The 20,763-nt window shown below is 59.1% G+C and carries 21 protein-coding genes; 14 read left to right on the top strand and 7 right to left on the bottom strand.

Annotation, left to right across the window (positions count from 1 at the left end; all coding sequences use genetic code 11):
- From WCA53_RS32135 to cyoD, 6 genes are all read left to right on the top strand, one after another.
- Nucleotides 1–851: PTS transporter subunit EIIB (locus tag WCA53_RS32135; RefSeq protein ID WP_423921303.1), on the top strand; the 851-nt coding region annotated here is incomplete at its 5' end.
- A 248-nt stretch (nt 852–1,099) separates the two neighbouring features.
- Nucleotides 1,100–2,485, top strand: coding sequence for a DUF1996 domain-containing protein (locus WCA53_RS32140; RefSeq protein WP_423921306.1), 1,386 nt, complete (start codon nt 1,100–1,102; stop codon nt 2,483–2,485).
- A 352-nt stretch (nt 2,486–2,837) separates the two neighbouring features.
- Nucleotides 2,838–3,725: a ubiquinol oxidase subunit II gene (cyoA, locus tag WCA53_RS32145; protein WP_423921309.1), complete on the top strand. Its 888-nt coding sequence runs from the start codon at nt 2,838–2,840 to the stop codon at nt 3,723–3,725.
- Between the two features lie 3 nt (nt 3,726–3,728).
- Nucleotides 3,729–5,741 carry a cytochrome o ubiquinol oxidase subunit I gene (gene cyoB, locus WCA53_RS32150; protein ID WP_423921312.1) on the top strand — a complete coding sequence of 671 codons (2,013 nt, stop codon included), beginning with the start codon at nt 3,729–3,731 and terminating at the stop codon, nt 5,739–5,741.
- A complete protein-coding gene (gene cyoC, locus WCA53_RS32155; protein WP_423921316.1) occupies nt 5,741–6,349 on the top strand; it encodes a cytochrome o ubiquinol oxidase subunit III in 609 nt (202 codons plus the stop codon). The genes cyoB and cyoC overlap by 1 nt, the downstream gene beginning before the upstream one ends.
- Nucleotides 6,350–6,682, top strand: a complete 333-nt coding sequence (cyoD, locus tag WCA53_RS32160) for a cytochrome o ubiquinol oxidase subunit IV (RefSeq protein ID WP_423921320.1) — start codon at nt 6,350–6,352, stop codon at nt 6,680–6,682.
- Nucleotides 6,683–6,841: 159 nt separating this feature from the next.
- On the opposite strand, the gene rpoH is transcribed toward cyoD, so the two are convergent.
- The gene (gene rpoH, locus WCA53_RS32165) at nt 6,842–7,777 is read right to left on the bottom strand and encodes an RNA polymerase sigma factor RpoH (protein ID WP_423921368.1); all 936 of its coding nucleotides are present in this window, start codon (nt 7,775–7,777) and stop codon (nt 6,842–6,844) included.
- 368 nt (nt 7,778–8,145) lie between these two features.
- Here rpoH and WCA53_RS32170 point away from each other — a divergent pair, with 368 nt between their 5' ends.
- On the top strand, nt 8,146–8,712 hold the full coding sequence (locus WCA53_RS32170) for an acyloxyacyl hydrolase (protein ID WP_423921323.1): 567 nt from the start codon (nt 8,146–8,148) through the stop codon (nt 8,710–8,712).
- Between the two features lie 46 nt (nt 8,713–8,758).
- On the top strand, nt 8,759–9,142 hold the full coding sequence (locus WCA53_RS32175; RefSeq protein ID WP_423921326.1) for a nuclear transport factor 2 family protein: 384 nt from the start codon (nt 8,759–8,761) through the stop codon (nt 9,140–9,142).
- 119 nt (nt 9,143–9,261) lie between these two features.
- Here WCA53_RS32175 and leuA read toward each other — a convergent pair whose 3' ends face one another.
- Entirely contained in the window at nt 9,262–10,926 is a 1,665-nt protein-coding gene (gene leuA, locus WCA53_RS32180; protein ID WP_423921329.1) for a 2-isopropylmalate synthase, read from the bottom strand.
- 401 nt (nt 10,927–11,327) lie between these two features.
- Complete coding sequence (gene ybiB, locus WCA53_RS32185; RefSeq protein WP_423921332.1) at nt 11,328–12,317, bottom strand: DNA-binding protein YbiB; 990 nt, start codon at nt 12,315–12,317, stop codon at nt 11,328–11,330.
- A 294-nt stretch (nt 12,318–12,611) separates the two neighbouring features.
- Between ybiB and WCA53_RS32190 the strand changes: the two genes are divergently transcribed.
- Genes WCA53_RS32190 through WCA53_RS32200 form a run of 3 tightly spaced genes read left to right on the top strand, consistent with a single transcriptional unit; the run spans nt 12,612 to nt 14,589 of the window.
- A complete protein-coding gene (locus WCA53_RS32190; protein ID WP_423921335.1) occupies nt 12,612–13,310 on the top strand; it encodes a fumarylacetoacetate hydrolase family protein in 699 nt (232 codons plus the stop codon).
- Nucleotides 13,311–13,336: 26 nt separating this feature from the next.
- Complete coding sequence (gene maiA / locus WCA53_RS32195) at nt 13,337–13,981, top strand: maleylacetoacetate isomerase (protein ID WP_423921339.1); 645 nt, start codon at nt 13,337–13,339, stop codon at nt 13,979–13,981.
- Nucleotides 13,978–14,589, top strand: a complete 612-nt coding sequence (locus WCA53_RS32200; RefSeq protein WP_423921343.1) for a LysE/ArgO family amino acid transporter — start codon at nt 13,978–13,980, stop codon at nt 14,587–14,589. The genes maiA and WCA53_RS32200 overlap by 4 nt, the downstream gene beginning before the upstream one ends.
- A 99-nt stretch (nt 14,590–14,688) precedes the next feature.
- Here WCA53_RS32200 and ftsY read toward each other — a convergent pair whose 3' ends face one another.
- Nucleotides 14,689–16,062 (bottom strand): signal recognition particle-docking protein FtsY, encoded by a 1,374-nt coding sequence (gene ftsY / locus WCA53_RS32205; protein ID WP_423921346.1) that lies wholly within the window; start codon nt 16,060–16,062, stop codon nt 14,689–14,691.
- Nucleotides 16,063–16,431: 369 nt separating this feature from the next.
- On the opposite strand from ftsY, the gene rsmD reads away from it, so the two are divergent.
- From rsmD to WCA53_RS32220, 3 genes are all read left to right on the top strand, one after another.
- Nucleotides 16,432–17,085 (top strand): 16S rRNA (guanine(966)-N(2))-methyltransferase RsmD, encoded by a 654-nt coding sequence (gene rsmD, locus WCA53_RS32210; RefSeq protein WP_423921349.1) that lies wholly within the window; start codon nt 16,432–16,434, stop codon nt 17,083–17,085.
- Between the two features lie 156 nt (nt 17,086–17,241).
- Nucleotides 17,242–17,745 (top strand): pantetheine-phosphate adenylyltransferase, encoded by a 504-nt coding sequence (gene coaD / locus WCA53_RS32215; RefSeq protein WP_423921352.1) that lies wholly within the window; start codon nt 17,242–17,244, stop codon nt 17,743–17,745.
- 106 nt (nt 17,746–17,851) lie between these two features.
- Entirely contained in the window at nt 17,852–18,109 is a 258-nt protein-coding gene (locus WCA53_RS32220) for a YfhL family 4Fe-4S dicluster ferredoxin (protein WP_423921355.1), read from the top strand.
- A 93-nt stretch (nt 18,110–18,202) separates the two neighbouring features.
- Here the strand turns inward: WCA53_RS32220 and hisC are convergent, their stop codons facing one another.
- From hisC to WCA53_RS32235, 3 genes are all read right to left on the bottom strand, one after another.
- Nucleotides 18,203–19,267, bottom strand: coding sequence for a histidinol-phosphate transaminase (gene hisC, locus WCA53_RS32225; RefSeq protein ID WP_423921360.1), 1,065 nt, complete (start codon nt 19,265–19,267; stop codon nt 18,203–18,205).
- A gap of 153 nt (nt 19,268–19,420) precedes the next feature.
- Nucleotides 19,421–20,023 carry an aminoacyl-tRNA hydrolase gene (pth, locus tag WCA53_RS32230; RefSeq protein WP_423921371.1) on the bottom strand — a complete coding sequence of 201 codons (603 nt, stop codon included), beginning with the start codon at nt 20,021–20,023 and terminating at the stop codon, nt 19,421–19,423.
- A gap of 147 nt (nt 20,024–20,170) precedes the next feature.
- Nucleotides 20,171–20,763, bottom strand: a 593-nt coding sequence (locus tag WCA53_RS32235) for a 50S ribosomal protein L25/general stress protein Ctc (RefSeq protein ID WP_423921365.1), incomplete at its 5' end; no start/stop codon positions are given.

Raw genomic sequence — 20,763 nt, forward strand, 5'->3', positions numbered from 1 at the left:
GCTCGGCGCTGGGCATTCACCTGGGCTTCACGTTCTCGGCTGGTGCTATCGACTATGTGCTGAACTACGGATTGTCGACACGGGGCTGGCTGGCGCTGCCGGTCGGCTTGGCCTACGGCCTCGTTTATTACGGCCTGTTCCGCTTCTTTATCCGCAAGTTCAACATGGCAACACCGGGTCGTGAACCGGAAACGAGCGAGGCAGAAGTCGAATCGTACGATACGACCGGTTTCGTTTCGCCGACGGCGGGTGCCACCGTGCCCCGTGCTGTGCGATACATCGCAGCGTTGGGCGGTGCTTCGAACCTGACAAACGTTGATGCCTGCACCACGCGCCTGCGGTTGTCGGTCGTGGACCCGGAGAAGGTGTCTGAGCCGCAATTGAAGGCTATTGGTGCACGCGGTGTATTGAAGCGCGGCGCAACGAGTGTGCAGGTCATCATTGGACCGGAAGCCGATCTCATCTCCGATGAAATCCGCACGGAAATCGAACGCTCGTCCAAGCATGGCGCGACGTCCGCTTCGCCTGTTGCCGCTGCGGCCGCTGCTGCTCCGCTTGCAGCGGTTCCGGCAAGCGAGCAGGGTCCGCTCGATCCAGACCCGGTGCGCTGGCTTGCTGTCTTTGGCGGCGCGACGAATGTGGTCACGCTCGATGCCGTCGCGGCGACGCGCTTGAGGGTGGTAGTGCGCGATCCGTCTTCGGTGGATCGTCAACGCCTTTCGACGCTCGACGTGGCCTGGGTGTCCGCCGATACGTTCCACATCGTTGTGGGTACCGCGGCTCATCGTTATGCCGACACAATGGCAAAACGTCTTTCGCCTGGGACCGGCGCGGCACCGCTGCCGGCGTAACTCCGCCACGAGCGGCCAGCGTCTGGTGCTTCAATGCCTCAGACGCGAATAGGTCGCCGACAAAGACGAGCCCATCGGTACCGATGGGCTCGTACGTTTCTGATGGCACTGTTTTAATTCAAGACCCGGTCTGGCGAAAGTCATGAGTCGGGTTTATTCTTTATTACTCAAATAATTAGTTAAACTAATCAAATAAATTTAAGAAACCAATCCCACTACCGTTTCCGTTTCATTATCAGGAGTCGTTCATGAAACCGCGCATCGTAGTCTGGATCGCCCTTATGCTAGGCGCGGGCATTGCCCATGCCGGGACCGCATTCAATTCGGTTTGCAGCTATTCGCACACGCTGGCTGACGACCCCATTGTTTATCCGGGGAAAACGGGGGAGGCCATGGTGCATGATTTCTTCGGTAATGCCAGCACGAATGCGAACAGCACCTATGAGACGCTGCGCACCGGCAAGGACGTGACCTGCGATGCCATTGCGGATCGCTCGGCCTACTGGGTGCCGCAATTGAAGCGGGCGTCCGGGATCATCATGCCGACGTTCGAGAAGACCTACTACAAGAACGATCAGCCGGTGGACTCGTCCCCGGTTCACGCGATTCCCCCGGGGCTTCAGATGCTGGCCGGAGATCACATGGGCACGGCCCCCAACTCGCATATCAACTTCATATGCCTGGGTTCCGGCAATTACACGACGACTATGCCAACGAGCTGTCCGCCCAATAGCGCCAGCACCGGCGATCCTTCCGAACTGCATATTTCCGTGCACTTTCCGGATTGCTGGGATGGCAAGACACTGAAGCCGATCCTTGGAAGCAGCCGGGCTGACCGGATGAAGAGCCTGATGAAGGCTTCAGGCGGCGCACTCAATGTGGCGTATCGAAACTCCGATGGCACGTGCCCCGCAGCTTATCCGGTCAAGATTCCCGAGTTGCAATTGAACGTCGCGTATCCGCTTGGGAACGATCCGGACTTGTCCACGGCGCAGTTGTCGCTGGATCCGATATTCCAGAACGGCCAATGGGTGCCGCAATGGGGAAGCATGTACACGGCGCACGGCGACTTCATCAATGCGTGGCATCCCGAAAGCATGCAGTACATGATCGAAAGCTGCATGAACAAGGGCGTGGTCGCCGGCTCTACCTGCAGCAAGAACATCCCCACCTATTATTCGAGAGCCAGCGCGGACGTCCAGCTGGACAGCAGGGGGGCCGTTCATCCGACCGACGCCACGCTCACCTTGGCGCCAGGCGATGTCATCCTGATGAAAATGCCGATGCCGGCGAACCTCGACGACTACTCCTATACGGGAGCCTATCTGCAGACATTGGGCGGGAACATAACCGATTCCACGGCGATTTCGATCTACATATATGCTGCATCCACTGATTGGGACGACGGAGCCCACCTGCCGACGGCAGCAGCGTGCAGCACGACTAACTATGTTGGCCCGATCTATCTCGATAACGTACAGCAGGTACGGAACAACGACGTCAGCAAATATATTGCTTCACAAAAAGCGGCCGGGGCGAAACAAATTGGATTTTGCCTGCGCAACACCACGACGAAGACCTTCCAGTTTTCTTCGCGCGAAGGTTCATGGGCACCGGGGCTTTACTTGAAGTGAGTGCGGCATTGCGTCGCCGGGCGATCCACGCGATCTCCCTTGGTATCCGCCTGACACAGGTTCACTGACACGGTGATCTCTCTGCGGTCCTCGGCTGCTTTCTGGCCAGGACCGCTTTCTGTTTGCTTTCTTCATTGCCACCGACGCGATTGAATCAGGATTATCTCGATAATCCGAGTCATATCGTCACAACAAAATCCATATTAATATGTGGCGATAAGACGCATCGAATAAAAACAAAATATTTTTCGAAAAAATTAAAGAATTCAATCCCTTGAAATCGCGCTACCCTTCGCCCGAGGTTCACTAAAATCGATATGTAATATTCAAGAAATGTCAAATCAGGCAAGGTATGAAATATAAATCCACGTCGGGGTTTTCAAAGCGACTGGCGATCTTTCCCGCGCTTCTCCTATCCGGCTGCAAGATGGAGTTGTTCGATCCCAAGGGCAGCGTAGGCCTGGCGGAAAAGGAGCTTATCCTCAATGCCACGTATGCCATGCTGATCGTGGTCGTGCCGGTGATCCTGCTCACGTTGCTATTTGCCTGGCGTTACCGGCAATCCAATACGTCGGCAGAATATCTGCCCAAGTGGGCGCATTCCACCAAAATCGAGATAGTGATGTGGCTCGTGCCGAGTCTCATTATTTTGTATCTCGGAATTATGACCTGGAAAAGCACGCACGCACTGGATCCTTATAAGCCACTTGTGTCGGTGGCAAAGCCAATCACGGTCGAAGTCGTCGCGCTCGACTGGAAATGGTTATTCATTTATCCCGAATACGGCATCGCGACGGTCAATCAAATTGAATTTCCGGTTGGCACGCCCGTGAACTTCAAGATTACGTCCGATTCGGTAATGAACTCGTTTTTCATTCCGCAATTGGGTGGACAGATCTACGCAATGGCTGGCATGCAGACAAAACTTCACCTGATCGCAGACGAAGCCGGGGACTACGCCGGCATATCCGCAAATTTCAGTGGTGCAGGCTTCTCCGACATGAAATTCCGCGCTATTGCGACTACACCCGAAGAGTTCGCGGCATGGGTGGCGAAGGTCAAGGCATCGCCGAGCGAGTTGAACAATGCGAATTACGCGGCAGTCGCAGCGCCGACCGAAAAGCATCCGGTTCAATACTTCTCGAAAGTCGATGCAAATCTGTTTCATAGCATCATCGCGAAATACAACAACGGGCATGTCCGAAACATGACTGACCCGATCTGCCGCACGAAGGGGTAAAACATGTCTGGAAATCTATTAGGCAAGCTATCGCTCGCCGACATACCGTTCGATCAGCCGATCGTCATGGGGGCCGCTGCCTTCATGGCTCTCATCGTGCTGGTGGTCGTAGTCGCGCTGACGTTCTTCAAGAAGTGGAGTTATCTGTGGCACGAGTGGCTGACATCGGTCGATCATAAAAGGATCGGCGTGATGTATATCGTCGTGGCCGTGCTGATGCTGCTGCGCGGGTTTGTCGATGCGCTCATGATGCGCGCGCAACTAGCCGCTTCGTATAACGGCCCGGGATTCCTTCCGCCCGACCATTACAACCAGATCTTCACGGCACACGGCGTCATCATGATTTTCTTCATGGCGATGGCGTTCATGATCGGCTTGATGAACATTGTCGTGCCGCTGCAAATCGGCGCACGCGATGTCGCCTTTCCGTTCATCAATTCGCTGAGCTTCTGGATGACCGCGGTCGCGGCGATCCTGATGAATGTGTCGCTGGTGGTCGGTGATTTCGCACAAACCGGCTGGCTCGCGTATCCGCCGTTGTCGGAACTGCAATTCAGTCCGGGCGTGGGCGTTGACTATTACTTATGGAGTTTGCAGATCTCGGGCATAGGGACGTTGCTGACAGGCATCAACTTCTTCGTGACGATCGTCAAAATGCGCGCGCCAGGCATGACGTTCATGAAGATGCCGGTGTTCGTGTGGACGTCGCTTTGCTCGAACGTGTTGATTCTCGCCACGTTCCCGATCCTCACCGCAACGCTAGCGTTGTTGGCGCTGGATCGTTACCTCGGCATGCATTTCTTCACCAACGACGGCGGCGGCAATGCCATGCTGTATCTGAACCTGATCTGGGCATGGGGGCATCCGGAGGTGTACATCCTCGTATTGCCGGCGTTCGGGATCTATTCGGAAGTCATCGCCACGTTCGCGAAAAAGCCGTTGTTCGGCTACAAATCGATGGTCTACGCCACGTGCGCGATCATGGTGTTGTCGTTACTGGTCTGGCTGCATCACTTCTTCACAATGGGGTCCGGCGCGAACGTCAACGCGTTCTTTGGGATCATGACAATGATCATTTCCATTCCGACGGGCGTGAAGATCTTCAACTGGCTGTTCACTATCTATAAGGGCCGCCTGGAAGTCACGTCGCCGGTGTTGTGGACGATCGGCTTCATGGTCACGTTCACGATCGGTGGCATGACGGGCGTTCTGCTCGCTGTGCCGGGCGCAGACTTTGTCCTCCACAACAGCCTGTTCCTGATCGCCCACTTCCACAACGCGATTATTGGCGGCGTGGTGTTCGGTTATCTGGCCGGCTTCACGTACTGGTTCCCGAAGGCGTTCGGCTTCAAGCTGAACGAGGGGCTGGGCAAGTGCGCGTTCTGGTGCTGGTTCGTGGGCTTCTTTGTCGCGTTCATGCCGCTCTACGTGCTTGGCTTCATGGGCGCGACGCGTCGTATGAACCACTACGACACAGCCGGCTGGCAGCCGTATTTCGTGGTCGCGCTGGCCGGTTCGCTGATCATTCTTGCTGGCGTCCTGTTCCAGGTGGCGCAAGTTGTGGTTAGCGTCGTGAATCGCAACAAGCCGGGTTATCTCGACGTCACAGGGGATCCGTGGAACGGCCGCACGCTCGAATGGGCGACCAGTTCGCCGCCGCCCATCTATAACTTCGCGGTGCTGCCGGTCGTGCATGAGCTCGACGCCTTCGCGCACATGAAGGAGCGAGGCCGTACGCGCCACGCACTGGCGGACTATCGCGACATCCACATGCCGCGCAACACGAGCGCGGGCCTGGTGATCGCCTTGTTCACCGTGGCGATAGGTTTTGCGCTGGTGTGGCACATCTGGTGGCTGGTAATCGCGGGGTTGCTGGGCGTGGTCGTCACGCTGATCCTGCGTAGCTACGACGACGACATCGACTACACCATTCCCGCTGAAACCGTCGCCGGGATAGATGGCGCGAACGGCACGACGACGCCAGCGCGGACGCTGGACCTGCAGGAGGCACTGTGATGCTGCAAAAAACCATCTCGCTCGATGTGCCGGATTCCCACGACGACCACGGCGCTTCAAATACGGTTCTAGGGTTCTGGGTTTACCTGATGACCGACTGCATCATCTTCGCGTCGCTGTTCGCGGTATTCGCGGTGATGGGCCATCAGTTTGCTGGCGGCCCCACGGGCCAGTCGTTGTTCGAAATCCCGGGCGTCGCGCTGGAAACAGGGATTTTATTATTGAGCAGCATCACGTTCGGCTTCGGCATGCTGGCCGCGCACAAGGGCAAGACGAACACGCTACTCGCTTGGCTCGGTATTACCTTCCTGCTCGGCGTGGCGTTCATCGGGCTCGAAATTCACGAGTTCTCGGTGCTGATCGCGCAGGGCGCCGGGCCGGACAGGAGCGCGTTTTTGTCGGCGTTCTTTACGCTCGTTGGCACGCACGGCCTGCACGTGACCGTCGGTCTGGTCTGGATGGCAATTCTTGCTGTACAGGTGATCGGCAACAAAAAACTCACCGAGCGCGATTTGACGCGCCTCACGTGTCTAAGCCTTTTCTGGCACTTTCTGGACATCGTGTGGATCTGCGTTTTCACCTTTGTTTATTTGACGAGCGTCGTATAAATGGCACATGCACATTCAATCGATACCGGCGCAGGCCACGGCAGCGCGCGTTCTTATGTGATCGGCTTCCTGCTGTCGGTAGTGCTGACGGTCGCGGCCTTCGGGTTGGTGACGCAGCACTGGCTGGCGCCGACGGAATCCATCATCGCGATTTCCGTGCTCGCGTTTATCCAGATCGTCGTGCACCTCGTGTTCTTCCTGCACATGAACACGTCGTCGAAGCAGCGCTGGAACGTGGCTGCGTTTGGCTTCACGGTAATGACGGCGGTGATCGTGATCGGCGGGACATTGTGGGTGCTGCATAACGTCTCAATGAACATGATGTCGCGGTAAAGCGGTCAACGTTCGACCCCAGCGGCGCCAGTGGGAAATCTCCGGCGCCGCTTTGCGTTGAACGACGCAAAAAACAAAAAGCCCGCTGTCTTTCGACAGCGGGCTTTTGCCCGTCAGCAGCCCGAAGCGCCCGAGCCGCGCGCTGCAGCCGCTACCGCATCAAGCGTATTCGACCAGTGCCGAGCGCATCTTCTTCATTGCGCTCGCTTCGATCTGGCGAATGCGTTCCGCCGATACCCCGAACTCACTAGCCAGTTCATGCAGTGTCTTGCCGCCCGAGCCGTCGTCCTGCACTTCGAGCCAGCGCGCTTCGACAATCCGGCGGCTGCGTTCGTCCAGCGATTCCAGCGCGGTCGACAAACCTTCGCTTTGCAGCTTGTCGAATTGGCGCGATGCCAGCACGTTGGTCGGCTCGTTATGCGAGTCGGCTAGATACGCGATCGGCGCGTAGGATTCCTCGCCGTCGTCGATCTGGCCTTCCAGCGCAATATCTCCGCCCGACAGCCGCGTCTCCATCTCAGCGACTTCCTCGCGCTTGACGTTCAATTCCTTCGCCAGCCCGTCGATCTCGCCCGGCGTGAACGCATTCAAGCCGGTCTTGTGGCTGCGAAGGTTGAAGAACAACTTGCGCTGCGCCTTCGTGGTCGCGACCTTCACCGTGCGCCAGTTGCGCAGGATGTACTCGTGAATCTCGGCCTTGATCCAGTGCATGGCGTACGACACGAGCCGCACGTTTTGCGCCGGGTCGAAGCGTTTCACGGCTTTCATCAAGCCGATATTGCCTTCCTGGATCAGGTCGGCGTGGGGCAATCCGTAGCCCAGGTAATTACGGGCGATCGACACGACCAGGCGCAGGTGCGAAAGCACGAGTTGGCGCGCGGCATCAAGGTTGTCGTTATCGCGGAATTCGATGGCGTATTGGCGTTCTTCCGACGGCGTAAGCATCGGAATCCGGTTGACTGCCGAAATATAGGCGTCGATGTTGCCGATCTGGCCCGTCAGCACCGACGACTGTGCGAACGTCAGCGCGCCTGCCGAAGCGGCCTTGGCCGGCGCCGAGTGTCCGATGTTCGGAAGGGTCATCGCATTGGTCACGCTCATGTACTCCTTTTATCAACAAAAAGACCCGGTGAAAAACCGAGTCCAGCCACAATATTAGCACTCTGCTACATCGAGTGCTAAATATTAGAGAGCACTTGCACTTCGAAGTTCCGTGAAAACTATTAGAGGACTAATTCCAATAGTTTCTCAGGTGTAAACGTACCATAGGTCAGTTTTATCGAAAGAAATTTGCAAGCTTTCGCACGGATTACCGTTGATACAGACTTTGACGAAACGTTATTCCATGTTTCTTAAGTAAGCCTGAACTGTTCCGAGCATTTTTCTGAGACGGTCTCTAAAATGACATCGAAACTGCGCGTGCGGTTCAACGATCATAAGAAACCACCAGCTCCGGAGTGTTCATGCAGAAAAAGAAAGGCGCTTGGGAAGAACGCTTTTTTTACGGTGTGTTGTTCGGAGCGCTCGCTATTGCGTCAACGGTCGCGAAAGCCGACACGTTTGGCGTACAACTAGCCGGTGGTGTGGCGGACCATGACGTGAAGAAGGCCGACCTGGGCGTGGTGTGGGATCCGAACTTGACCTGGTGGGAAATCGGCGGTTTCCACTTTACGGTTGTTGGCGAAGGGCACGTGGCGTATTGGGACATCCAGGAAAGCCAGAAATCGCATCCCGACATCCTGGAGCTCGGCGTGACTCCGGTTCTGCGCTTTATCAAAAGTTCGGGATGGTTCCGGCCGTACGTCGAAGGGGGCATCGGTATCCGATTCCTCTCTTCCGTGCGCGAAACGGAGACACGGACTTTTTCTTCATCCTTCCAGTTTGCCGAAATGGTAGGCGTGGGCGCGGCTTTCGGTGACCACCAAAACTATCAGGCAGGCTTCAGGTTTCAGCATTTGTCGAACGGCGGTATCGAACATCCAAATCCTGGTATAAATTTCAGCCAGGTTTACCTGCAATACAACTTTTGACGGGAGCCGCATTGAGCGGGTTCTCGCGCGTTAGAGGAACCGACCGATGCCGGCAAAACTCATCGAAGCGATTCGTGAACTGGAGCGCGAGCGATTCCGCGCAATGGTCGATGGAGACGGCGAACTGCTCGATACACTTCTGGCGGAGAACGCCTGCTACGTTCATACGAATGGCAAGCGCGAAACGAAACGCCAGTTTATCGATGCAATCACCGCCGGGCGGCGGCGCTATCGGCAGATCGAGATCCAGTCGATGGACGTCGTGCCAGCTGGGCGCGACGCGTGGATCGTTCATGGCCGCGCGTTGCTCGAGATGGAATCGAAGAACGGCGCCCTGTTATTTCCCACTGCGTACATCGCGATTCATATCGAGATAGACGGGCAATGGCAGTTGCTGGCGATGCAGGCGACGCGGGTGGCGCTGGATTAGCACCGGTTCGACGCTCTCGGTTCTCGTCTTGTAACGCTGGCACCGCCTTGTGAGCGCGGGGCGTTTGTCGCCTGCTGTGAATCTGTCCTGCGGACGCAATCGCGTCCGCTTCTCTTGCATCAGGCCGCGACCGGGTCCTTCGTACGCGCCCACTTCACGCGATTTACCGCGCTGATCATGGCATCGGCGATCGCATGCGCGGGGTTTGCATGGACCGCGATGCCGAAGCGCGCGACTTGATCGCCGACACGACAACCCACGAACACGGCCGTCTCGCCTTTCGCCGCGATGGCCGTTTCAAACCATGTCACCTCGATCGCTTCGCCGGCCACTTCGGCGACGGCAGCGGCAATCGCGTGCGCGTGGGCTTCATCGGCAAGCGCGGAGGGGGGCAGCTTGACGTCGTGGCTGTCGAATCGCAGTGTCGACGCATTTGCGCGAGAGGCCGGTCCATGCGCCGTGAAGTATTCGCGTTTAAAGAGGGCGCAAATGGTGTTTCCGGACACTTCCTCGCCAGTTGCATCGGCGATTTTCTGCACCGCGTGGCTGAATTCAATCTGCACGCGGCGCGGCGGCGTGAAGCCGAGACCGCGTTCGAGCAGGAAGGTTGCGCCGCCCTTGCCCGACTGGCTGTTGACGCGAATCACGGCGTCGTAGCTGCGGCCGAGGTCGGCAGGATCGATCGGCAGATACGGAATGTCCCAAACAGCGCCCGCTCCTGCCCCGGGACCAGCTTCGCGCTGCGCAAAGCCTTTGCGAATCGCGTCCTGGTGCGAGCCGGAAAAGGCCGTGAAAACGAGATCGCCTGCGTAAGGATGACGCGGATGCACCGGAATTTGATTGCAGCGCTCGACGACGCGACGCACGCCATCGATATCCGAAAAGTCGAGTTGCGGATCGATGCCCTGCGTGTAGAGATTCATCGCGAGCGTGACAATATCCACATTCCCCGTGCGTTCGCCGTTGCCAAAGAGACAACCTTCCACGCGATCGGCGCCCGCGAGAATCGCGAGTTCCGCGGCGGCAACGGCCGTGCCGCGATCGTTATGGGGATGCACTGACAGCACAATACTGTCGCGATATCCCATGTTGCGATCCATCCACTCGACCTGGTCGGCGAACACGTTCGGCATGGCCGCTTCAACTGTGGCGGGCAGGTTCACGATCATCTTGTGGGCGGGCGTGGGGCGCCACATTTGCGCCACGGCGTCGCAGACTTCGCGCGAAAACGAAAGCTCCGTCATGCTGAAGGTTTCCGGCGAGTACTGGAAGACCCAGTGCGTTTCGGGCCGTGCGGCCGCGCACTCCTTGATGATGCGCGTGCCTTCCACCGCCAGCGCCTTCACTTCTTCCTTCGACAGTCCGAAAACGATTTTTCGAAAGGCCGGCGCGATCGCGCTGTACAAGTGCACGATGACCTTCGACGCGCCTTCCACTGCTTCAAATGTCCGCTCGATGAGTTCGCGGCGCGACTGCACAAGCACTTCGATGGTCACGTCGTCAGGTATGCGCTTTTCGTCGATCAGTTTGCGCACGAAGTCGAAATCCGTCTGCGATGCCGACGGGAATCCCACTTCGATTTCCTTGAAGCCCACCGCCACGAGCATCTCGAAGAATTCGAGCTTGGCGTCGATGCTCATGGGTTCGATGAGTGCCTGATTGCCATCGCGCAGATCGGTGCTCATCCAGATGGGCGCCCGTTCTATCGTGCGGGTCGGCCAGCGTCGGCCGTGGAGCGTGATTTGAGGGAACGGGCGGTATTTCTCGGCGGGGTTGCGCATCATGATCGTGGACCTCGGCTGGACGCGTTGTACGCGTTGTGCGTGTGAAAACGCAGTCGTTGCGAGGCGGATTGGTGCGCGGCGGCTTGCCGGCATCGTACCGATGCGCGCTGCACAGGTTCGCGTTCGGGCGCGGCGGCAGGAGTGGTGACTCCGCGGGCGACGAGCGTGAACGGTGCGCATGCAGCGTGCATGTTTTCCTCGCGATTTCGGCCGTGGATCAACGGACCAAAGCTGACGACTACAGGGGTGAAAAAAGGGGGACTGCGGAACTGCTGAGGGGACCGCGCACAACGCGCGGCGCCACGTTTAGCGACTTACGCTAGACGTAGCGATAGGGGCCGCGCTAGGCGACCCGAAATAATTCGGAGGGAGGAGACTGGGGTGAAGCTCATCAACCAACGTTATCCAGAAAACGAGGGTTTGTCAACTGCGGGCCGTCGGACAATCCCCGCTATCAGTTCCGCCTGACGCGCGAGCGCGGGCGGCACGGGCGCGTCGCCCCGCAGCACGCTTTCGATCCAGCGGGCGGTGGTCGCTGCATCGAGAGACTCGGGCAACACGACTGCCGGTGCGTCGGGCGAAGACCGTTCCGGCGCTACCAGGGTCTGCACATGGCCGTCGTGGAACCAGTCCACTTGCACTTGCCGGCGTGTATCCGCCACAGCCTCGCCTTCGGTGCCACGCGCGAGCAGCGCACCGCCTTCGGCGGCGTCGGGATGTTCCTTGAACAGCGTCGTCAAGCTCTCGCGATATTCCGGGTGCGTGTAATTGACGAGCCGCAAACCCGCTTGCGCGAACGGTTGCAGGATTTTGACAAGCGTGTGCGTGGAATTGCGCACACCCATGATTCGACGAATTGACAGTAGCCGCGCGAGCTTTGGCGCGAGTGAGGCGATAGGCGCAAACGCGAGTCGCCGTGATATCAGGTTGTCTTCGATTTCATCGTGGGACGACGCGGCCGGAACGCCCAGTTCGGCGAAGATTTCAGCGCTGGTCACGCGGCCCGGATCGACGGTCACGCCGTGCACCAGCACGGGTATGCCTTCCCGCGCGAGCAGAAGCGCGAGCAACGGCGTCAGGTTTGGCTGCTTGCGCGCGCCGTTGTACGACGGAATCGACACTGGCCGTGCGTGGTCTTGGCCATTCTGGATTTGCAGGCGCTCGAAGGATCGATGTGCGGCAGCCAGCATCGCGGCGAGTTCGGCCGCCGTTTCACCCTTCACGCGATAGGCCAGCAGCACGGCGCCGAGTTCGAGATCGGAGACGCGGCTGTCGAGCATCGCTTCGTAGAGCGCGTACGTGTCGTCGCGGCTCAGCGCGCGTGCGCCGTTCGGTCCGCGACCGATTTCCTTGATGAAACGGGCGCAGGGGAAAGGAGAGGTTTCTGTCATCGAGTGGTCTGGACAGCCGGCTCGTGCGTCGCGCCTTCAAATACGGTGTGCACGATCAGCCGCTTCAATTGTGGGAGTACGGGAGCCACATTCAGTACCGCATTTGAGCTGCACTTGCAAGTCGGAGGGATCGGTTTTGGGGAACGTGAACGTCAGCGCCAGCGGATACCATGAGGTCCGCGCGTTAAACTTGAGGTCTTGTCGACTCGGGGTTTGAATCAGGTTTTGACTCAGGGTTTGTCAGCCGCGCTCCTCGCGAGCGCGTGGATTTTTTGGAAAACAGGAGAGCGCGCCATGAGTCATGTATTTGCTCCGGCACCGGTGGTTTCGGTGCCGGTCGTCGGTTCCAGCGATCAATTTCCCGTGCGGCGCATCTACTGCGTCGGCCGGAACTATGAAGCGCATGCGCGCGAAATGGGCCACGATCCAGACCGCGAACCGCCGTTTTTCTTCGCCAAGCCGACGGATGCCGTGTTGTATGTCGCGCCCGGTTCGACTGGCGAATTCCCGTATCCGTCGCTATCGAAGAATGTTCACTTCGAGATGGAACTTGTCGCTGCGATCGGCAAGGGCGGTAAAGACATTCCGGCCGATGAGGCACTTGGGCACGTGTTCGGATACGCGCTCGGCCTCGATATGACGCGGCGCGACCTGCAAGCTGAAGCGAAGAAACTGGGGCGTCCGTGGGATACGGGCAAAGGCTTCGATCATTCCGCACCGCTCGGTCCGATTCATCCTGTGTCGAAGGTCGGGCATCTTGATAAGAGCGCGATCTGGCTCAGCGTCAACGGTGAAGAAAAGCAGCGTTCGGACATTTCGCAATTGATCTGGTCGGTCGGGGAAACCATCGCTTATTTGTCGACGCTGTTCGAGTTGCGTCCTGGCGATCTTATTTTCACGGGCACGCCTGAAGGTGTCGGCGCGGTTCAGAAGGGCGACTTGATGACGGGCGGCGTAGAGGGGATCGACGAGTTCTCGGTGCGCGTGGTTTGACTACTGACTATAAAACGGGGGAGACCATGAAGCTGTACAGCTATTTTCGAAGCTCGGCGGCGTATCGGGTACGGATTGCGTTAAATATAAAGGGTCTTTCCTACGACTACGCGCCGATCCATCTTCTGCGCGACGGTGGCGAGCAATTGAAGCCGGACTATCGCGCGCTCAGCCCGGACGGGATCGTGCCGACCTTGATCGATGGCGACCACGTCATCAACCAGTCGCTTGCGATCATCGAGTATCTTGAGGAAACGCACCCCGAACCGGCGCTGTTGCCGGGAACGCCGGCGGACCGCGCGTTCATTCGCGCAATCGCGCTGCAGGTGGCGTGCGAGATTCATCCGTTGAACAACACGCGTGTGCTCCAGTATCTGACGACCGAGGTCAAGCTCGACGACGCGGCCAAGAACGCGTGGTATGCGCGCTGGGTAGAGTCGGGTCTGGACGCGTTAGAGAGGCGACTTGAGCGTGATCCACGCGTGGGCACGCTGTGTTTTGGCGATAGCCCCACGCTCGCCGATCTTTGCCTCGTGCCGCAAGTGTTCAATGCCCGGCGTTTTAATGTCGACGTAAGCCGTTATCCGACGATCGAGCGCGTTGCTGATTACGCAGCAACGCTCGACGCATTTCTCCGCGCTGCTCCGGCGCAACAACCGGACGCTGAATGAGCACTGCTATTTTTTTGTCGGGCGCCGGATTGGGCGCTAGCTTGATCGTTGCTATCGGTGCGCAGAATGCGTTTGTTTTGCGGCAGGGGTTGAAGCGGCGACATGTCGGAAAGGTCGTCGCGGTGTGCGCTTTTATCGACGTGTTGCTCATTGCGGTAGGTATTGGCGGAATGGGGGCGCTTATTGCACGCGCACCCGTTTTGCTAGGGGTGATTCGCTGGGCCGGGGCCGTGTTCTTGTTCTTGTACGGCTTGCGGGCTTTCCATGCGGCCTGGAAGGGGCCTGGACATTTGCAAGCCGACGACGGGAAATCGCAGACGGCGCTTCAGGCCGTATCGACCGTAGTGGCTTTGTCGTTGCTCAATCCACACGTTTATCTCGATACGGTGGTTTTGCTTGGCGGCATCGGGGCGCGGTACGGGTGGCCGGGCAATGCCTGGTTTGGCGCTGGCGCCATGTGTGCGTCAGTGGTTTGGTTTGTTGCGCTCGGGTTCGGTGCACGCTTGTTGCGGCCCTGGTTCGAGAAGGATGTCTCGTGGCGGGTGCTTGATGTGATCGTTGGAGTTGTTATGTGGTGGATCGCTGCGGCGCTGGTTCTTTCGAGCTGAATGGCGAGGGTAGGCGTGGGACGGTTGGGGCGGTTCTGCTGGTGGCTAGCAGAAGAGCTCCGCCCTCACCGCACACGCAGCGCCACCCCTCCCTGTCCCTCAACTCCCCAGCAACGCCTCCGCGAACTCATCGGCGCTAAACGGCTGCAAATCCTCGACCTTCTCCCCGACCCCAATGAAATACACGGGAATGGGCCGCTGCCGCGCTATCGCCGCGAGAATCCCGCCCTTCGCCGTTCCGTCCAGTTTCGTCACGATCAAACCCGTCAAACCGAGCGCGTCGTCAAAGGACTTCACCTGCGCAAGCGCGTTCTGCCCCGTGTTTGCATCGATTACCAGCAAAACCTCATGGGGCGCGTCGGGCTGCGCTTTCGCAATCACACGCTTCACCTTGCGCAATTCTTCCATCAGGTGAAGCTGAGTCGGCAAACGGCCGGCGGTGTCAGCCATCATCACGTCGATCTTGCGCGCCCGCGCGGCGCCGACCGCATCGAAAATCACGGCAGCCGCATCGCCGCTTTCCTGCGATACCACCGTCACGTTGTTGCGCTCGCCCCAAACGGTCAATTGCTCACGGGCGGCAGCACGGAAGGTGTCGCCAGCAGCCAGTAGCACGGACTGGTCAAAGCGCTGTAAATGCTTGGCCAGCTTGCCGATGCTCGTAGTCTTCCCCGCGCCGTTCACGCCCGCGATCATTATCACGAGCGGCTGCGCACGGCCCAGCATCAGCGACTTCTCCAACGGCCGGAGCAAGTCGGCGAGCAGGGTGCGCAACGCAGCCTTGACTTGCATCGCGTCGGTCAGGCGCTCAATGCGGACCTTTTCACGCAACGATTCAAGCAGGTATTCGGTGGCATCGACGCCCGCATCCGACATCAACAACGCGGTCTCAAGTTCTTCGTACAAATCGTCATCGATCTTCGCACCGATGAAAATGCCCGTCAGCCCACTGCTCGTCTTCGACAAGCCCGTCTTCAAACGCGTCAGCCAGGATCGCTTCGCGCCCGCGTCGGGCTCAGGGGGCGGCACAACCACGCCCGTCTCTTGCGGCGTCGGCGCTGTCCATTGCGACGTCGTGCGACCTTGCCAATAGGCTTTGGTTTCTGGTGCCGCGGGTTGCGTAGGGGCGCTGGATTGTTCGGTGGGCGTGCTGGGGGCGGACGGCGCCGCATCGGCGCGATGTGGCGCGTCAGCCCCCGCAGCGCCGACCGTTCCGCCCAATCTCCCTGAAGGCGACTCGACAATCAAGCCATCGCCATGCGGAAATGCTGGCGTTTCTACCTGATGGCCCGCTTCCGGCAGCGTTGGCCGCGATGCGGACCCCGCCGTGCCGTCGTGTGGAAGCGCCTCAGGCTCGAAACCCTCGACATGCCGTTCGGGCACTTTCACCTCCGGCGCGGCTTCCGCGGGGGGTTCCTCAGGCTTGTCGGTATCGGCCGATTTGCCGATCAATCGTTTGAAAAAGCTGAACATGGTCTGCAATGGTGGGAGTAGCGCGTGTTATCGAACCCATCGCGGCCCGTTCCTGACTGGAACGCAGGAAAGCCCGCGAGGGCGACACATGCCAGCCGCGCAAGACCGCTAAAAACGGCGGAAGAGCTCGACGCGTGCATGAAGCAAGCATTACACGCGAAAGACGCGTATTTTATCAGCCGATGCCAATTTTATGGCACCGTAATAGGCAACCCCTGCCGGGCGTGGGTACGCGCCTGTGGTAACGTGCGGGCATCGGCGGCATACCGGCGCACGCGCGTGATTACGTCCGTGATTGCGCCGCAAAGCACGCCCAATAAAACGACGCGTCCGACGCTTCTCCGGCCGCTTCTCAATCCACGCACGATCATGTCCCGTTCCTCGATCACTCGTCCCGACACACGCAGCCCCGAGCGGGCGCCCAAAGTGCGCGAAGCTCCGCCATCGCGAGGCGGGAAGGCACATTCGATACGTATCATCGGCGGTGAATGGAGGCGCACGCCGCTTCCGGTGCTGAGCCTCGACGGCCTGCGTCCCACGCCCGATCGCGTACGCGAAACGCTTTTCAACTGGCTGGGACAGTCGCTCGAAGGCCAGCGCTGCCTCGATCTGTTTGCCGGCAGCGGCGCGCTGGGCTTCGAAGCGGCATCGCGCGGTGCGGCGCGGGTGCTGATGGTGGAACGCAGCGGCCGCGCGGTCGCGCAACTCAAGTCGAACCAGACGCGTCTTGCCGCAAAAAACATCGAAATCGTGGAAGCAGATGCCTTGCGTCTCGCCGCGAGCCTCGCGCCGAATTCCTTCGATGTCGTCTTCCTCGATCCCCCATTCGGCGACACCGCCATGCTCGGCCGCGCGCTCGAACTGGCCGTGCCGTTGCTCGCACCGGGTGGCGCGCTGTATGTGGAATCGGGCGAACCCGTCGATTCCGCAGAGGTCCCCGCGCTCGCGGGCTGGACGATTTATCGTTCGGGCCGGGCCGGCGCGGTTCACTATCATTTGCTGCGGCGCGAAAATGATCAATAATGCGCGTTCCAAAATGACGGTCGGGCAGGGTGCTGCCAAGCGTTGCGGGCCCAGGATGAAGACTGAGGCGAGCGCGCTCAACCGGGTGTCGAAGGGTTTTTACTGTCTTGTCGATGCCAACGGCGGCCCAATCTGGTTAAAAAGAGGAGAAGCCCCATGGTTGTAGCCGTTTACCCGGGAACATTCGACCCGCTCACGCGCGGCCACGAAGACCTCGTGCGACGCGCATCGAGTATTTTCGATACGCTCGTAGTCGGAGTCGCCGATAGCCGTAACAAGAAGCCGTTTTTCAGCCTCGAAGAGCGGCTGGATATAGCGCATGAAGTGCTCGGGCACTATCCGAACGTCAAGGTGATGAGTTTCAAGGGACTGCTGAAGGATTTCGTGCGCACGAACAATGCGCGTGTGATTGTGCGCGGCTTGCGGGCGGTCTCCGATTTCGAATACGAATTCCAGATGGCGGGCATGAACCGCTATCTTTTACCCGACGTCGAAACGATGTTCATGACGCCGTCGGATCAATACCAGTTCATCTCGGGCACGATCGTGCGCGAGATTGCGCAACTTGGCGGCGATGTCAGCAAGTTCGTATTTCCATCGGTGGAAAAACGCTTGCAGGACAAAGTCGCCGAGATCGAGCAAGATCCAGCGGCGCCTTGAGCCTCTGTTCAGGCAAAAGCGCCGTGCCCGCGTGCCCATCCGGGCTGCGCGGGCGCCGAATGTCCAGCCTGGATGCTGAACCCACGCCGGACGAAGAGAGTAGAGCATGGCCCTGATCATTACTGACGAGTGCATCAACTGCGACGTGTGCGAGCCCGAGTGCCCGAACGACGCGATTTCCATGGGTGTCGATATTTACGTGATCGACCCGAACAAGTGCACGGAATGCGTCGGCCATTTCGACGAACCCCAATGCGTGCAGGTTTGTCCGGTCGAATGTATTCCGCGCGATCCGGCGCATGAGGAAAACCCCGTCCAGTTGATGGCGAAATACCACGCGCTCATGAAGGCGAAGGGCGGCTGAAGCGCGCGCGGGGAGCGTTAGTTCAGCGCCCACGGGCAAGCGCCGGATCAGCGAGCGGCGGCAAGCGTCAAATCAGCGGCCCCCGGCCAAGCCTCACATCAGCGCGCGCAAGCCTGCAATCAGCGCGTTACATTCGCAATCGTTGCCGACGGTGATGCGCAAATGCTGCTCGATGCGTGGCAGCTTGAAATGCCGCACGAAAATCTCTTTTTCCTTCAGGCGCGCGGCAAGCGTGGCGGCATCATGTGCGGGATGTCGCGCAAATACAAAATTTGCGGCTGACGGCACGACTTCGAAGCCGAGCGCGAGCAATTGCGTAGTCAGGTGCTCGCGACTCGCTATCACCTTTGCGCAGCTCTCGCGAAACCAGTCGTCGTCCTCGACAGCTGCAATCGCCGCGACCTGCGCGAGCCGGTCGAGCGGATAGGAGTTGAAACTGTCCTTGACCCGCGTGAGCGCCTCGATGAGGGCTTCGTGACCTAGCGCGAAGCCCACGCGCATGCCGGCCAGCGAACGCGCCTTCGAGAGCGTTTGCACGACTAGCAGGTTCGGATGTTTATCGATTAAGGCGACGGCCGATTCCGCGCCGAAATCCACATACGCTTCGTCAATGACGACCACCGAATCCGGATTCGCCTCGAGCAATATCTCGATCTCGGCGAGCGGCAATGCGCGGCCCGTTGGCGCGTTCGGATTGGGCAAAAGCACGCCACCGTTGGGCGCCCGATAGTCATCTACATCGATACCGAAATCCGCGTTGAGCGGCACGGCCTGGAACGCTACGCCGAACAACTGCGCGTAGACCGGATAGAAGCTGTAGGTGACGTCGGGAAAGCGAATGGGCTTGTCGTGCTTGAGCAAAGCCTGGAAAACGTGCGCGAGGACTTCATCGGAGCCATTGCCCATGAAGACCTGCTCGGCCTTCAATCCACAATGCCGCGCAATAGTCGTGCGCAATGCCCGAGCGGTTGGGTCGGGATATTTGCGAAGCGTGTCACCGGTTTCGCCCAGTTCGCGCCGGATCGCCTCGGCCACGCGTGGCGACGGCGCATAGGGATTTTCATTGGTGTTGAGCTTCACCGGACGGGCAAGGACAGGTTGCTCGCCCGGCACGTAGGGCGTCAATTTATCGACAATGTCGCTCCAGAAATGGCTCACGTCTTGATCCCTGTAGTCGGCGGTGATGGGTTTTGCTAGGGAATGCAACGGACTGACTGCTGCAACAAGGCCACGCGATGACGCGTCAGGACCCCGAATCGCAATCGGGACTAACCGGTACGGCGCGGACTATCGCGCCCGTTTCGGCGCCCGTTACGGCGCGCGATGCAAATTCATCATCGCACGTTCGGTCTCGCCGTTGATCGCGAAAGGCATGACGGCGAGCGCGCGTTCGATCGATGCATCGATCACATCCTGCTCTTCGCGTCGCGGCGGCTTCAGCACGAAATGCGCGACATCGGGCTTCGATCCCGTGCGCGCGGCTTCGGGAATCAGGTCGCGCGGATGCCCGATGCCGATTCGCAGCCGCCAATATTGCTGCGACGTCAAATGCGCCGAGATGTCCTTGAGCCCGTTGTGCCCACCACTCCCGCCGCCCAGCTTCAACTTGACGGCGCCGGGAGGCAGATCGAGTTCATCGTGAGCGACGAGGATCTCATCAGGAAGAATCTTGAAGAACTGTGCAACGGCCACCACCGATTGTCCAGAGCGGTTCATGAACGTCTGCGGCTCCAGCAGATGAATCTCCTGGCCGTTCAGCCGCCCACGTCCGTAATGGCCGTGAAACCGGCGCTCGTCACGCAGCGAAGCGCCTGCATCGCGCGCTAGTTGGTCGACGAACCAGAAACCGGCGTTGTGCCGCGTCGCAGTGTATTCGGCGCCCGGATTACCGAGCCCGACGATCAGCTTGATCATGTTCAGTCGTGGCGGCTTATCGAACAAAAACATCGACTAAAGCATCGGCCGCATCGGAAAAATGGCTAAAAAAAACCCGCCGGAGCAGTGCGCCGACGGGTCCCGTGGTCCGCTCTCGCGAGCAGACCCAAAAGCTTGAACCGTAGCTTACGCTGCCGGCTTGCCGCCTTCAGTCTTTGCAGCGCCACCAGCGGCTTCGTCGGAGACGACAGCAGCCGGGACGGTCGCCGAAGCGATCACGGGGTTTTCTGCTTCGAGGTGAGCAACCAGCGCTACGCCCTTCGGCAACGTGATGTCCTTCACGTGGATCGCTTGACCTGCTTCGATCTTCGCCAGATCGATTTCGACGAATTCCGGCAGGTCACCCGGCAGGCATTCGATTTCGATTTCGTTGACCACGTGCGTGATCACGGCGCCTGCCGTCTTCACGGCCGGGTTCGTTTCCTGATTCATGAAGTGGAGCGGCACCTTGGTGTGCAGCTTCTTCGATGCATCGACACGCTGGAAGTCAACGTGCAGAACCATCTGCTTGAACGGGTGATATTGCACGTCGCGCAGGAGAACCTGTTGCGACTTGCCACCGATTTCCAGATCCAGAATCGACGAGTGGAACACTTCTTTCTTCAGCGCGTGCCAAAGAGCGTTGTGATCGAGCTCAACAGCTTGAGCTTCAGCGTTCGCGCCATATACGATGCCCGGGGTCTTGCCCGAGTTACGCAGGCGGCGGCTCGCACCCGTAC

The organism is Caballeronia sp., assembly GCF_049581465.1.
Classification (GTDB): domain Bacteria; phylum Pseudomonadota; class Gammaproteobacteria; order Burkholderiales; family Burkholderiaceae; genus Caballeronia.